Below are 12944 nucleotides of genomic sequence, written 5' to 3'. Positions count from 1 at the left end.
CGTGTCTCACGTTAACGCTGCTCTGACTCCGCGCGCACGACTGAGGATGGCGCGGTTGATCGTTGATGATGGGTGGCCGGTCCAGCCGGCCGCGATGATGTTCATGGTGTCGCCGGTCACGGCTCGGAAATGGGCGGCCAGATACCGCGCCGAAGGCGCGCCCGGAATGATCGACCGCTCCAGCCGACCCCGCTCCATGCCGACCAAGACACCGCGGGAAGTGGTGAAACGGATCGTCCGGGTGCGGTGGCGGCGTCGGCTGGGACCGGCGCAGATCGCCGGCGAGCTGGGTATGCCTGCGTCAACCGTGCACGCTGTCTTGACACGGTGTCGGATCAACCGGCTCTCCCGAATCGACCGTGTCACCGGGGAACCGATCCGCCGCTACGAGCACGACCATCCCGGCGCGCTGATCCACGTCGATGTGACGAAGTTCGGCCGGATCCCAGACGGTGGCGGGCATCGCTTCGTCGGCCGTCAGCAAGGACTGAAGCACCGCGCTGTCACCTCCGACCGTGAAGGCACCCGCAACGCCCGCTACCAACCACACCTTGGAATCGGGTATCTGCACACCGTCGTCGATGACCATTCCCGCGTCGCCTACGTCGAGATGCACACCGATGAACGCAAGGACACAGCGGTCGGCGTCCTGCAACGGGCGGTCGCCTGGTTCGCCGACCAGGGCGTCACGGTCGAGCGAGTGCTCTCGGACAACGGCTCGGCCTACAAGTCATTCGCCTGGCGGGACGCCTGCGTCGAGCTCGGGATCGTGCACAAGCGCACCCGGCCCTACCGGCCTCAGACAAACGGCAAAATCGAGCGTTTCCATCGCACCCTCGCCGACGGCTGGGCATACGCGAGGTTCTACAGCTCAGAAACCGAACGCCGAGCCGCCCTGCCCGGATGGCTGCACTTCTACAATCACCACAGGCGACACTCCGCAATCGGCGGGCCGCCGATCAGCAGGCTCAACAACCTGCCTGGACATCACATCTAGGTGACGCGCCGGTCGGACCGGCCCGAGGGGACGCGGGCCGGGTCCTCACGCGAGCCGGTCACGACGGCGGGCCAGATACGCCCGCTCGGCGGGGTTGCCCGCGAGTCGGATGGCCAGGTCGTATGCGGCCCGCGACTCGTCGCTGCGCCCGACCCGCCGCAGCAGGTCGGCGCGCGCCGCGTGGTAGGCGTGATAGGCCTCGAGGGCCTCGCTGAGCCGGTCGATCTCGGCGAGCGCCACGTCGGGCCCGTCGAGTTCGGCGGCCGCGATCGCGCGGTTCAGCCGCACGATCGGGGACGGATCGAGCGTGATCAGGCGGTCGTAGAGAGCGACGATCTGGGACCAGTCCGTATCGCGTGCTGAGGGTGCAGCGGTGTGCACCGCGTTGATCGCAGCGAGGAGCTGGTACCGCCCCGGCGGCTCCGCGCCGGCGGCCACCGCCGCGATCCGCTCGCGGACCAGGCCGTGACCCTCGATGATCAACGTCCGGTTCCAGGCGCCCCGGTCCTGCTCGGCCAGCGTCACCAGCTCGCCGGTGTGCGACACGCGCGCGCTGCGCCGCGCGTCGGCGAGAAGCATGAGCGCCAGCAGCCCGGTCACCTCGCCGTCGTCGGGGAGCAGCTCGCGCAGGAGGCGCCCCAGTCGGATCGCCTCTCCGGTCAGCTCGGGGCGGACCGGGTCATCGCCGGCGTTGGCGAGATAGCCCTCGTTGAAGATGAGGTAGATCACGGCCAGCACACCGGCGAGCCGGTCGCGGATGTCGGAGTCGGACGGCACCCGGTAGGGAACGTGCGACGCCTTGATCTTCGCCTTCGCCCTCGTGATCCGTTGCGCCATCGTGGTCGTGGGCACCAGGAAGGCGCGGGCGATCTCGGCGACGGTGAGTCCCCCGAGCATGCGCAGGGTCAGAGCGACCCGGGCCTCGATCGGGAGGGCCGGATGGCAGCAGATGAAGACCAGTCGGAGCCGGTCGTCCTCGACGGGTCCGGTCGGCGGGTGGGGGGTGTCGTCGGACAGCATATGAGCCGCCTGGTGTTTCGCGTCGCGATGGGATTCCCGGCGCAGCCGATCGATCGCCTTGCGCGTCGCGGTCGTGGTGAGCCACGCGCCGGGGTTCGGCGGGGGACCGTCGCGAGGCCACCGCTCCACCGCGGCCACGAAGGCCTCGGCCGCCGCGTCCTCGGCGAGATCGAGATCGCCGAATCGCCGGGCGAGTCCGGCCACCACCCGCGCCCACTCCTCGCGGTGGGCACGGGCGATCACCTCGTCGACCGGCGGGGCGGTCACGGCTCCCGGAGCGCCTGAGGCGCCTGCCGCTCGATGATCTCCGCCATGTCCGAGGGGAACCGGTGCACTTCCTGAGGCCAGTCCAGTGAGACCGCCAGTCGGCCCGCCCAGTAGCGCGCCGCCTCGTCGTCGGCCACGTCCACGACTGTGAACCCGCCGAGGTGCTCCTTGCTCTCGACGAACGGCCCGTCGGTGAAGACCGGCTCTCCGTCCTGGTTGACCACACTGCACACGACCGTGGAGGCGTCGATCCCGCCGTCGGCGTAGAGGAACACGCCGGCCGCCTTCATGTCGTCGAGCACCTGCTGGGAGGCCTCGCTCTTCGCCCGCAGCTCATCCGGCGTGTGCGGGGGCACCCACTCGTCATTGAATGCGATCAGATACTTGGGCACTGTCGTCTCCTCTCGTCGGCACGAGGGCCGTGTCGTGACCCCTCGTCGCAGCGACCCGAACGGGTCGCACACCTGATCCACGAACGGCGACGCTCCGATACGACACTATCCCCGGGGATTCTCCGGCACCGGTCGTGTCGGCTCGGGAGCGACCCTGCTTCAGCGCGGGAGGTGGGGGAGCACCTCGCCGAGGTACTCGACGTGCGAGACGTCCTGCAGGTCCATCAGCTGGAAGTACACCCGCTGCGCACCGATCGCGACCAGCCGCTCGACCTTCGCGACGATCTCGTCGCGGGAGCCCACGATGTTCACGTCGCCGTGCAGCTCCTCGATCGTGCGACCCAGGTTCTCGGCTCGTCGCTCGAGTTCGGGGACGGATGCTGCCGCCAGCGTCGGCAGCGCCACCGAAAGCTTGAGCGACTCCGGGTCACGGCCGACGCGCTCGCAGGCGGCACGCACGCCGGCGAACTTCTCCGCCGACTCCGTCTCGGACCGGAAGCCGACATTGAACTCCGTCGCGAACCGCGCGGCGAGCTCGGGCGTGCGCTTCGGTCCGCCGCCGCCCACGATGACCGGAACCCGGGACTGCACCGGCTTCGGCAGGGCCGGGGCATCCGTCAGCCGGTAGTGCTCGCCCGCGAAGCTGTACGTCCGGCTCACCGGTGTCGACCAGAGGCCCGTCACGATCTCGAGCTGCTCCTCGAGCAGGTCGAACCGCTTGGCCGGGAACGGGATGCCGTAGGCCTCGTGCTCGCGCCCGAACCACCCCGTGCCGAGGCCGAGCTCTGCGCGGCCGCCCGACATCGCGTCGACCTGCGCGACCTGGATCGCCAGGAGCCCCGGAACGCGGTAGGTCACCGACGACACGAGCGTGCCGAGACGGATGCGGGAGGTCTCTCGCGCGAGTCCTGCCAGCGTCGTCCACGCGTCGGTGGGGCCGGGGAGCCCGTCGCCGTCGCCCATGTGCAGGTAGTGGTCGGAGCGGAAGAAGCCGTCGAAGCCGAGACGCTCGGCCGCCTGCGCGAAGGCGAGCTGGTCGTCGTAGCTCGCACCCTGCTGGGGCTCGGTGAAGATGCAGTATTCCATGTCGGTCGCTGAGTCTGTCGAACCGTCAGTCCGTGGACTTGATGACGAACTCCGACGTGGGCGGCGTCGAGTCGTCGCCGGGGCGGTAGATGTCGGGTTCGAAGTAGATGATGCGCGCGGCGGGCACAGCTGCACGCACGCGCGCCTCGACGCGGTCGATGTCGGAGGCGACATGCATCAGCGGCGCATCGGACGCGAAGCCGAGCTTGGCCGCCACGAGCAGTTCGTCGGGGCCGAGGTAGAGCGTCTTGATGTGGATGATCTTCTCGACCTCGGGCCCGTCGCTGATGGCGTCGACGATGCGGTCGTGGTCGGTATCCGTCGCACCCTCCCCCACGAGGAGGCTCTTGGTCTCGATGCCGAGGGTGATGGCCACGAGGATCAGCAGCGTGCCGATCATGAGCGTGCCGATCGCGTCGAACACGGGGTTGTGCGTGATCACCGTCATGCCGACGCCGAACAGCGCGAACACCAGACCGGCCAGGGCGGCGATGTCTTCGAGGAGCACGACGGGCAGCTCGGGCGCTTTCGCGTGCCGCACGAACGAGACCCAGGACTGACCCTTGGCGCGGACGTGGTTGCTCTCCTTGACAGCCGTGCGCAGCGAGAACGACTCGAGCACGATCGCGACCACGAGCACCGCGATCGGGATCCACGCGTTCTCGAGCTCGTGCGGGTGCGTGAGCTTCTCGATGCCCTCGTAGATCGAGAACAGGCCGCCGACCGAGAAGAGGATGATCGACACGACGAACGCGTACACGTAGCGCTCGCGGCCGTAGCCGAAGGGGTGCTCTCGGTCGGCCTTCTTCTTCGCCTGGCGCCCGCCGAGCATCAGCAGCAGCTGATTGCCCGAGTCGGCGACCGAGTGGATCGCCTCGGCGAGCATCGACGCGGAGCCCGAGAGGAACCAGGCGATGAACTTCGCCAGGGCGATGCCCATGTTCGCCAGGAACGCCGCGAGGATCGCCTTGCCGCCGCCGGAAGCACTCATGCGGATGAGTCTACGGATGCTGCGACCCGCACCTCGCACCGCTTGCGCGACGGCGCGCGTCCTGTCTCAGTCGGACGAGCGCAGGATGATCGCCTCGGTCGGCGGAGCGGGGTCGTGTGGGTGCCCGACGTACCCGATCACTTCGAGCAGGGCGTGGCGGAACTCGGTTGGGCGCTCCAGATGCGGCGTGTGGCCGGTGTCCTCGAGGTCGACCTCGGTCACCTCGCCCCCGGCGTCCGCATACCGCGCGAGGACGTCGCGCATCTGCGAGACCATCTCCTGCGGCGGCGCCGCCTCCTCACCGGGCCACCCGGGGACGATGCCGAGCTTGCCGAGGTTGTTCAGATCGTAGAGCGACGCGTCCGACACGATCGGGTCGAGGGCGCCGTGGATCCAGAGGATCGGGAACTTCTCCTCCAGGTCGACGATGCCCGACACGTCGTAGTTCCCGGGCGCCAGCGTGTTGAGCACGCCGATCCTGCCGGCGGCGAAGCCCGGCCAGTTCTCGGTCTTCTCGGAGTCGCCGGGGTAGTTGCCCGTCGCGGTCGAGGTGGTGAGCATCGACTCGACCCAGACGTCTTCGTGCTCGGTCTGGTAGCCCGGCGCCACGTAGTGGGCGCGGAACACGTTGCGAGGCGAGTTGGGGGCGTCCGTCCCGGTGTCATGGTCGATCAGCCGCTGCACGAAATCCGGGTTGGCGGCGCCCCCGCCGGTGCCGGCGTCGTCGTCGGTGAGTCGCGTGCCGTCGCGACGGGTGCCGCCGAAGCCGTAGGGCGACACCGGCGCTTCCAGCGTGAGGCTCAGCACCGGGTGATCGAGCGCGTACTGCATGACGACTCCGGCGCCGAGCGACCAGCCGACGAGATGGGCCGTCGGGATACTGAGCGCCTCGAGTGTCGCGTGGACGTCGTCGCTGAAGTCCCGGACGCCGCCCGTCGCGTCGATGGGGGCATGCTCGGTACCGCCGTAGCCGCGCAGGTCGATCGCGATCACCCGCAGATCGTGAGGAAGGTCCTCCATCAGCTCCTGCCAGAAGAGCGACGAGGACGCATTCCCGTGGATGAGCACCACGGTGCGATCGGGCGGCGTGCGGGGATCGTCGCCGCCGCGCTCCAGCACGTTCACCGACAGGCCGGGCGTCTCGACGATCCGTGCGACGATGCCGTCGAAGAGGGTCATTCCGGTGCCTCCCACGTCCTGCGGAAGCCCCTGCGCCCCCGCCCACTCACGAGAATAGACCGGCCGCCCGTTCTTGTGAGTCGGCTTTGATGTCACGGATGCCGCGACCCGCGGCATCCGCGTCACTCCTCGGTGGACGACGGGGTCTGGCCGGTGTAGAACGCGTACGTGTTGTCGGCGGCTCGGGCGGCGGCGGCAGGATCCGCGCCGTCGGCGGCATGCGCGGCGCCCCACGCGTCGGCGGCGCCGCGATAGAACGCGCGACCCTCGTCGGTGAACGCCCAGGCCTCGGCGTCTTCGGGCTTCGGGCCACCGCCACCTGTGAGGTGCAGGGCGAGACCGAGGAGTCCGCCGTCCCAGCCGACACCGGTGGCGCCGGGGCCGTAGAGGTCCCAGAACTCGGCGGGAACATCGTCGGCGCGGGCTATGTGCTCGAGCTCGAAGCGGGTGGCGTCCTCGCCCTCGGCGGTGAGTCGCACCGTGAGCCACGTCACGCCGCCGCCGTACTCCCATGTCGCCTTGTAGTGCGCGGCGCCGTTCGCCGGCGGTGCGCACTCCTGGATCTCGCCGCCGGCGTTGCCTTCGATCTGGTACCGGCCACCGAGCATGAGCTCGCCCGAGACCGGCTGGAACCAGCGCGCGATCCGGTCGGCGCTGGTCACGGCGTCCCACACGTCGTCGATCGGGGACGGGTAGGTCTGCGCGAGCGTCTGCACGCGCGACGGGAAGCCGTCGACCTCTTCGCTCGCGACCTCTCGGCTCACTGCGGCGAGCTGGCCCTGTACGTCGACCATGTCATTCCTCCTGGGGTTCGGTGGTGCCGGATTCTTCGGTGTCGGATTCTCGGGTGTCGGCATCCGCCTCCCGCTCGGCGAGGAGGCGCCGGATGCGGCGCCCGCGTGCGAGCTCGGTTCCGAGGGCGTCGAGGTGCGGCTGCCAGAACCGCCGGAACGGGTCGAACCACGCCGCGGCATTCTCGAGCGGCTCGGGGGCGATCGCGTACAGGCGCCGCACGCCCTCGGGACGCACGCTTGTGAAGCCCGACTCTCGCAGCACCCGCAGATGCTGCGAGACGGCGGGCTGCGAGATGCCGAACTCGCGCTGCACGACGTCGCCGATCTCGCCGGCGCTGCGCTCGCCCTCCGCCAGGAGTTCGAGGATGCGGCGGCGCACCGGGTCACCGAGGATGTCGAGCGCGTGCACAGGTCCATGATTGCGCGACAGCTTATATAAGTCAATACCGATATACAGAGCGAGTCAGTGGCGGCTCGTAGGATCGGACCATGCCTGCAGACACCCCCGACCTCCCGCCCATCGCGATCCTCGGCGCGGGCTCGATGGGAGGCGCGATCGCCCGCGGTCTCTCGCGTTCCGGGCTCGCCCACGGGGGTGTGACGGCCACGAACCGCTCGGTTGCGAAGGCGGCCGAGCTCGACGGCCTCGCGAGTGTCACGAGTGTCGCCCTCGAGACCGATCCGACCGGGAACACGGATGCTGCGGCCGCCGCGCGCGTCGTGCTCGTCGGGGTCAAGCCGGTCATGGTCCCGGACCTGCTGCGCGAGATCGCACCGGCGCTGCAGGCCGGCACCATCGTGGTGAGCCTCGCCGCCGGCGTCACGATCGCGACGTTCGAGGAGATCCTCGGCGATCGCGTCGCCGTGCTCCGCTCCATGCCGAACACTCCGGCACTTGTCGGTCGCGGCGTCACCGGACTCGCGGCAGGTTCGCACGCCGACGAGACGGCGGTCGCCACGGTCCGCCGGCTGTTCGAGACCGTCGGAACTGTCGTCGAAGTGAGCGAGTCGCAGATCGATGCGCTGTCCACGATCTCGGGATCGGGTCCCGCGTACCTCTTTCTCCTCGTGGAGGAGTTCACGAAGGCCGCTGTCGGCAAGGGGTTCGCGGAGCCGGAGGCGCGACTCATGGCCGAGCAGACCTTCATCGGCGCCGCGGCGCTGCTCGACGCATCCGGCGAAGACCCGGCTGAGCTGCGCCGACGTGTGACCAGTCCGAATGGAACCACCGAGCGCGCGATCGCGGTGCTGCAGCGGGCACACCTGGACGACGTGTTCGCCGAGGCGACGGATGCGGCCCTGGCCCGGGCGAAGGAGCTCGCCGCGGGCGCCTGAGCCTGCCCGTCAGCCTCGCGGTTCCTTCATGTACCACTCGGTGAAGGCGCGCGCCCGACCGTTCTCGGCGAGGTCTATCACCCAGAGGTTCCGGTACGCGTTGCCGTCTTTCTCATCGCCCTCAGGCGCATAGACCGTGCGTGCCTGGATGAAGGCCCGATCGCCGTCGATGCCGGCGACATCCCACTCGAACGTGTAGGTGTCCGGCTCGTCGCGGGATCTCAGCCATCCGTCGACGATCGCGTCGGCGCCGGTCCAGGGCGGACCCCACGGTTCGGTGGAATACACCGCGTCGTCGGTGAAGAGCGCGCGGATGTCGTCGGTGTCGTTCGTCCGCCAGGCGGTCTCGTACGCGTCGACCCAGCGCCGGGCCGCGGCATGGGTGGTGTTGCGGTCACTCATGCCGCGAGTATGCCGCGGGCCTGCGACATCCGTAAGGTCAGCGCTCGAGGGATGCGAAACGCTCGATGTCGGAGTTGGTGCCCGACACGATGATGAGGTCGTGGTTGGTGACGACGGTGTTCGCCTCGGCGTAGCGGAACGGCTTGCCCGGGCTCTTCACTCCGACGACGGTGACGTTGTACTTCGTGCGCACGCCCGACTCGTTGAGCCCGACTCCGCGGATGAACTTCGGCGGGTAGAGCTTCGCGAGCGCGAAGTCGTCGTCGAAGCGGATGAAGTCCAGCATGCGGCCGCTGACGAGATGTGCGACGCGCTCGCCGGCCTCGCGCTCCGGGTAGATCACGTGGTTCGCGCCGACGCGGGCGAGGATCTTGCCGTGCGACTGCGAGACCGCCTTCGCCCAGATCTGCGGCACCTTGAGGTCGACGAGGTTGGCGGTGATGAGGACGGATGCCTCGATCGACGAGCCGACCGCGACCACGGCGACCGAGAAGTCCTGGGCGCCGATCTGCTTCAGCGCGTCGATGTTGCGCGCGTCGGCCTGCACCGTATGGGTGACCCGCTCCGACCACTTCTGCACGAGGTCGAGGCTGTCGTCGATGGCGAGCACCTCGCGGTCGAGCCTGTCGAGCTCACCCGCGCACGCCGCGCCGAAGCGCCCGAGTCCGATCACGAGTACGGGCGCGTCGCCCCTCATCCGCTCAACCAACGATCGGCCTTTCCACGGGCAGCGAGTACAGCTGCGATCGGGATGACGCGGCCACCGCCGCGGCGAGTGTCACTGTACCAACGCGACCCATGACGATCGTGATGGCCAGCACGTAGACGGCGGGATCGGGCAGCTCCGCCGTGAGGCCCGTCGACAGCCCCACGGTGGCGAAGCCCGAGATCACGTCGAAGAGCACGTCGCCGAGGTCCGCCTTCGTGATCTGCGTGATGACGATCGTCGAGATCGCGACGATGGTCGATCCCCACGCCACAACCGACAGCGCCACGCGCAGCACATCGCTCGGGATGCGTCGACCGAACGCCTGGTTCGATGCGCGGCCCTTCGCCTCGGAGACGACCGCGAGCGCGATGACCGCGAGCGTCGTGACCTTGATGCCGCCCGCGGTCGATGCCGAGCCGCCGCCGACGAACATGAGCATGCACGCGACGAGCAGGCTGGACTGATTGAGCTCGCCGATGTCGAGGATCGCGAAGCCGCCCGATCTCGTCATCGCGGATAAGAAGAAGGCCTGGAACGTGGTGTCCCACGCATCGTTCGTGCCCAGGGTGAGCAGGTTGTCGTACTCGAGGACGAGGAACACCACGCCGCCGAGGAAGAACAGGGTCACCGTCGTGATGAGCGTGAGCTTCGCATGCAGCGACCATCGCTGCACCCGCCACCGCTGCCGGAGGAGGGTGTAGATCACCGGGAACCCGATGGAGCCCAGGAAGACGCCCGCCATGAGGACGGTCAGGAAGAAGTAGTCGTGCCGGAACGGCGCGAGGCCCTCCGCGTTCGGCGTGAAGCCCGTATTGGTGAACGACATCGCCGCGTAGAACGGGGCCTCCCACAGTGCGACATGCCACGGGACGCCCGCGACGATCAGTCCGGGGTAGAGCAGGATCGCGATGATCGTCTCGATCACCAATGTCGACAGCGCGACGGTGGCGAGCAGGCTGCCGATCTGGCCGAGCTGCACGGTCTGACCTTCGTTGACCGGCCCGCCGTGGGTGCGCAGGGGATTCGAGTCGCTCGCGGCGATCAGCTTCGCGCGCAGCCCGAGGCGGCGCGAGATCACGAGGCCCAGGATGGAGGCGAGCGTGAGGACGCCGAGGGCACCGATCTGGACGCCGACGAACACCAGCACATGGCCGAACGGCGACCAGTGCGTCGCCATGTCGACGGTCGCGAGCCCGGTGACGCAGATGGTCGAGACGGCGGTGAAGAACGCGTCGGCGAACGGCGTCACCCGCCCGTCGGCCGCCGCCACCGGGAGCGAGAACAATCCCGTGAACACGAGGATCAGCGAGAGGAAGATGATGATCGCGAACCGGGCGGGCGAGCGCTGCGTCAGGTCGCGGAAGAACTCCATGAAGCCGTGGCCCAGGGCACGCAGGGCGGTCATGCCCGAGACGGGGGCGGCGCGCCTGCCATCCGTCATACGGGGTTCCTCCTGATGCGAAACCGTGCTCGTGCGGCGGCCCGGCGGTCTCGCTCATGGTACTCCGCTGGGCTCCCGACTAATCTGAGCACATGGCGGACATCTTCGACGTGATCGCAGACGGAACGCGTCGCGACATCCTGCGACTGCTGCTCGATCGATCATCCGCCGGAGAGCGCGGCACCAGCGTGTCGCACATCGTGACCGAGCTCGGCGCCAGCCAGCCGACCGTCTCGAAGCACCTCAAAGTGCTGCGCGATGCCCACCTCGTCTCCGTGCGCGAAGAGGGCCAGCACCGCTACTACAGCCTCTCTGCCGCGCCCCTCGACGAGGTCGACGACTGGCTCGTGCCCTTCCTCGACGACGACAGCGGCCCCGAAGGCGACGGCATCGCCGCCGCGCTGCCCGATTCCGCCGCGCACGCGGCCGAGGTCGTCGGCCGCGCCGCGGCCTCCGCGAAGCACGCCCTCGAGAACGCCTTCAAGCGCCTCCCCGGACGCTGACGCCACGGACGCGACGGATGCCGCGAACCGCGGCATCCGTCCCGTCCGTGCGTGGGCCTACCGGCGCCCGGCCTTGCGGCCGAACAGCCACCCGCCCCACGCGAAGGACACCGCGAGGATCGCCAGGCACCAGCCGACGGCCCACCAGGCCGCGTCCCCCATCGGCGTGCCCATGAGGAGGCTGCGGAGGGCCTCGATGATCGGCGTCACCGGTTGGTTCTCGGCGATCCACTGCAGCCACTCTGGCATCGTGGCCACCGGCACGAACGCGCTCGACAAGTACGGCAGGAACAGGATGATGAACCCGTACCCGTTGGCGGCCTCGGGGCTGCCCGCTGCGAGCCCGATCGCGGCGAAGAGGTACGTGATCGCGAGGATGTACAACGCGATGAGCCCGATCGCGCCGATCCAGCCCCAGACGTCTGCGGTCGGACGGAAGCCCACGAGCAGCGCGACGCCGATCACCACCGCGGTGGCGAGGAGGTTGCGCAGCAGGCTCGCGACGACGTGGCCCGTGAGCACCGCACTGGCGCGCAGGGGCATCGTGCGGAAGCGGTCGATGATGCCCGTCTTCATGTCGTTCGCGACGTACACCGCAGTGGAAGCCGCGCCGAAGCCGGCGCACAGCAGGATGATGCCCGGGACGACGTAGTCGACGTACCCGCCCGACGGGTCGATGGCGCCGCCGAAGACGTACGTGAACAGCACCATGAGCAGCACGGGGAGCATGATCGCCATGAGCAGCGACTCCCCGTCGCGCAGCGAGTGCAGCAGGCTGCGGCCGACGAAGACGCTCTCGGCGGTGAGGCCCGAGATGCGCGGGCGCACGGCCGGGGTGTGGGCGATGGCGGTCATGCGGGCTCCTTGACGGTCTCGGCGTCCACGGCCCGGCGCTCGCCGCGGCCGTCACGGGAGGTGAGGGCGAGGAAGACGTCGTCCAGGCTCGGGCGGCGCAGCGTCACGACCCCTTCGGCGCCGGACTCGTCGAGCACGTCGAGAGCGCGCCGCAGTCCCGACACGGTCCCGTCCGTCGGCACCTCGCGCAGGAGCGATCCGTGCGTGTCGTGCAGTTCGACGGCGTCGCCGCCGACGCGCGCCTTCAGCTGTGCGGCCGTACCCACCGCGACGGCGCGCCCGTCGTCGAGCACGGCGATGCGGTCGGCGAGGTGGTCGGCCTCCTCGAGGTACTGGGTGGTCAGGAAGACGGTGGTGCCGGCGTCGGCGAGCGATCGGATGACATCCCACAGCTCGCGTCGGCTGCGGGTGTCGAGTCCCGTGGTCGGCTCGTCGAGGAACAGGATCTCGGGCGCGACGACGAAGCTCAGGGCGAGGTCGAGGCGCCGGCGCATGCCGCCGGAATAGGCGCCGACGCGGCGGGTCGCGGCATCCGTCAATCCGAAGCGATCGAGGAGCTCGCACGCGCGAGCGCGTGCTTTCGCGCGCGACAGTCCGCAGAGGCGGCCGAGCATCACGAGGTTCTCGGTGCCCGTGAGCGCGTCGTCGACGGCGGCGGACTGCCCGGTGAGGCTGATGCGGCGCCTGACCTGCTCGGGATCGCGGACGACGTCGATGCCCGCGACTGTGGCGGTGCCGGCGTCGGGGCGCAGGAGCGTCGTCAGCACGTTGATGGTCGTGGTCTTGCCGGCGCCGTTGGGGCCGAGCAGCGCGAAGATCTCGCCGCGCGCGACCTGGAGGTCGAGTCCGTCGAGAACCTGCTGGCGGCCGAAGGCCTTGCGCAGGTCCTCGATGAGGATGACCGGCGCAGCGGTGCGGTCGGGCATGGGGCATCCTTCCGTATCTGTGTATGCGAGAAACTGTTTACGACAAT

Annotated in this window: 15 protein-coding genes; 3 read left to right on the top strand and 12 right to left on the bottom strand. The window is 69.3% G+C overall.

What is annotated here, in order from left to right:
* Position 1: 1 nt before the first annotated feature.
* A complete protein-coding gene (locus MRBLWH3_RS00345; protein ID WP_363435172.1) occupies positions 2–997 on the top strand; it encodes an IS481 family transposase in 996 nt (331 codons plus the stop codon).
* Between the two features lie 45 nt (positions 998–1042).
* On the opposite strand, the gene MRBLWH3_RS00340 is transcribed toward MRBLWH3_RS00345, so the two are convergent.
* The 7 genes from MRBLWH3_RS00340 to MRBLWH3_RS00310 form a co-directional block, all read right to left on the bottom strand.
* Positions 1043–2284, bottom strand: a complete 1242-nt coding sequence (locus tag MRBLWH3_RS00340; protein ID WP_363427589.1) for an RNA polymerase sigma factor — start codon at positions 2282–2284, stop codon at positions 1043–1045.
* Positions 2281–2676: a YciI family protein gene (locus tag MRBLWH3_RS00335; RefSeq protein WP_363427587.1), complete on the bottom strand. Its 396-nt coding sequence runs from the start codon at positions 2674–2676 to the stop codon at positions 2281–2283. Before MRBLWH3_RS00335 ends, MRBLWH3_RS00340 begins: the two co-directional genes overlap by 4 nt.
* Before the next feature lie 159 nt (positions 2677–2835).
* A complete protein-coding gene (locus MRBLWH3_RS00330) occupies positions 2836–3762 on the bottom strand; it encodes an LLM class F420-dependent oxidoreductase (protein ID WP_363427585.1) in 927 nt (308 codons plus the stop codon).
* 25 nt (positions 3763–3787) lie between these two features.
* The gene (locus MRBLWH3_RS00325) at positions 3788–4753 is read right to left on the bottom strand and encodes a cation diffusion facilitator family transporter (RefSeq protein WP_363427583.1); all 966 of its coding nucleotides are present in this window, start codon (positions 4751–4753) and stop codon (positions 3788–3790) included.
* A gap of 66 nt (positions 4754–4819) precedes the next feature.
* The gene (locus MRBLWH3_RS00320) at positions 4820–5932 is read right to left on the bottom strand and encodes an alpha/beta hydrolase (protein ID WP_363427581.1); all 1113 of its coding nucleotides are present in this window, start codon (positions 5930–5932) and stop codon (positions 4820–4822) included.
* A gap of 122 nt (positions 5933–6054) precedes the next feature.
* The gene (locus MRBLWH3_RS00315) at positions 6055–6726 is read right to left on the bottom strand and encodes an SRPBCC domain-containing protein (protein ID WP_363427579.1); all 672 of its coding nucleotides are present in this window, start codon (positions 6724–6726) and stop codon (positions 6055–6057) included.
* Position 6727: 1 nt separating this feature from the next.
* The gene (locus tag MRBLWH3_RS00310) at positions 6728–7135 is read right to left on the bottom strand and encodes an ArsR/SmtB family transcription factor (protein WP_363427577.1); all 408 of its coding nucleotides are present in this window, start codon (positions 7133–7135) and stop codon (positions 6728–6730) included.
* A gap of 80 nt (positions 7136–7215) precedes the next feature.
* Here MRBLWH3_RS00310 and proC point away from each other — a divergent pair, with 80 nt between their 5' ends.
* Entirely contained in the window at positions 7216–8061 is an 846-nt protein-coding gene (gene proC, locus MRBLWH3_RS00305; protein WP_363427575.1) for a pyrroline-5-carboxylate reductase, read from the top strand.
* Between the two features lie 9 nt (positions 8062–8070).
* Here the strand turns inward: proC and MRBLWH3_RS00300 are convergent, their stop codons facing one another.
* Genes MRBLWH3_RS00300 through MRBLWH3_RS00290 form a run of 3 tightly spaced genes read right to left on the bottom strand, consistent with a single transcriptional unit; the run spans position 8071 to position 10577 of the window.
* Positions 8071–8463: a YybH family protein gene (locus MRBLWH3_RS00300; RefSeq protein WP_363427573.1), complete on the bottom strand. Its 393-nt coding sequence runs from the start codon at positions 8461–8463 to the stop codon at positions 8071–8073.
* 37 nt (positions 8464–8500) lie between these two features.
* Entirely contained in the window at positions 8501–9160 is a 660-nt protein-coding gene (locus MRBLWH3_RS00295; RefSeq protein ID WP_414685233.1) for a potassium channel family protein, read from the bottom strand.
* Between the two features lie 4 nt (positions 9161–9164).
* The gene (locus MRBLWH3_RS00290; RefSeq protein ID WP_414685389.1) at positions 9165–10577 is read right to left on the bottom strand and encodes a TrkH family potassium uptake protein; all 1413 of its coding nucleotides are present in this window, start codon (positions 10575–10577) and stop codon (positions 9165–9167) included.
* Positions 10578–10705: 128 nt separating this feature from the next.
* Between MRBLWH3_RS00290 and MRBLWH3_RS00285 the strand changes: the two genes are divergently transcribed.
* Positions 10706–11116: an ArsR/SmtB family transcription factor gene (locus MRBLWH3_RS00285; RefSeq protein ID WP_363427569.1), complete on the top strand. Its 411-nt coding sequence runs from the start codon at positions 10706–10708 to the stop codon at positions 11114–11116.
* A 57-nt stretch (positions 11117–11173) separates the two neighbouring features.
* Here MRBLWH3_RS00285 and MRBLWH3_RS00280 read toward each other — a convergent pair whose 3' ends face one another.
* Complete coding sequence (locus tag MRBLWH3_RS00280) at positions 11174–11971, bottom strand: ABC transporter permease (protein WP_363427567.1); 798 nt, start codon at positions 11969–11971, stop codon at positions 11174–11176.
* On the bottom strand, positions 11968–12897 hold the full coding sequence (locus MRBLWH3_RS00275) for an ATP-binding cassette domain-containing protein (protein ID WP_363427565.1): 930 nt from the start codon (positions 12895–12897) through the stop codon (positions 11968–11970). Before MRBLWH3_RS00275 ends, MRBLWH3_RS00280 begins: the two co-directional genes overlap by 4 nt.
* Positions 12898–12944: the final 47 nt, after the last annotated feature.

This window comes from Microbacterium sp. LWH3-1.2, assembly GCF_040675855.1.
GTDB lineage: Bacteria > Actinomycetota > Actinomycetes > Actinomycetales > Microbacteriaceae > Microbacterium.
Note: the sequence above shows the minus strand (reverse complement) of the source record. Positions and strands in the feature narration are given on the sequence as shown.

Excerpts from the sequence above, each read along its gene's own strand:
- MRBLWH3_RS00330 (WP_363427585.1), bottom strand. The coding sequence starts at position 3,762 with ATGGAATACTGCATCTTCACCGAGCCCCAGCAGGGTGCGAGCTACGAC.
- MRBLWH3_RS00325 (WP_363427583.1), bottom strand. The coding sequence starts at position 4,753 with ATGAGTGCTTCCGGCGGCGGCAAGGCGATCCTCGCGGCGTTCCTGGCG.
- MRBLWH3_RS00320 (WP_363427581.1), bottom strand. The coding sequence starts at position 5,932 with ATGACCCTCTTCGACGGCATCGTCGCACGGATCGTCGAGACGCCCGGC.
- MRBLWH3_RS00315 (WP_363427579.1), bottom strand. The coding sequence starts at position 6,726 with ATGGTCGACGTACAGGGCCAGCTCGCCGCAGTGAGCCGAGAGGTCGCG.
- proC (WP_363427575.1), top strand. The coding sequence starts at position 7,216 with ATGCCTGCAGACACCCCCGACCTCCCGCCCATCGCGATCCTCGGCGCG.
- MRBLWH3_RS00300 (WP_363427573.1), bottom strand. The coding sequence starts at position 8,463 with ATGAGTGACCGCAACACCACCCATGCCGCGGCCCGGCGCTGGGTCGAC.
- MRBLWH3_RS00295 (WP_414685233.1), bottom strand. The coding sequence starts at position 9,160 with ATGAGGGGCGACGCGCCCGTACTCGTGATCGGACTCGGGCGCTTCGGC.
- MRBLWH3_RS00290 (WP_414685389.1), bottom strand. The coding sequence starts at position 10,577 with ATGACCGCCCTGCGTGCCCTGGGCCACGGCTTCATGGAGTTCTTCCGC.
- MRBLWH3_RS00285 (WP_363427569.1), top strand. The coding sequence starts at position 10,706 with ATGGCGGACATCTTCGACGTGATCGCAGACGGAACGCGTCGCGACATC.
- MRBLWH3_RS00280 (WP_363427567.1), bottom strand. The coding sequence starts at position 11,971 with ATGACCGCCATCGCCCACACCCCGGCCGTGCGCCCGCGCATCTCGGGC.
- MRBLWH3_RS00275 (WP_363427565.1), bottom strand. The coding sequence starts at position 12,897 with ATGCCCGACCGCACCGCTGCGCCGGTCATCCTCATCGAGGACCTGCGC.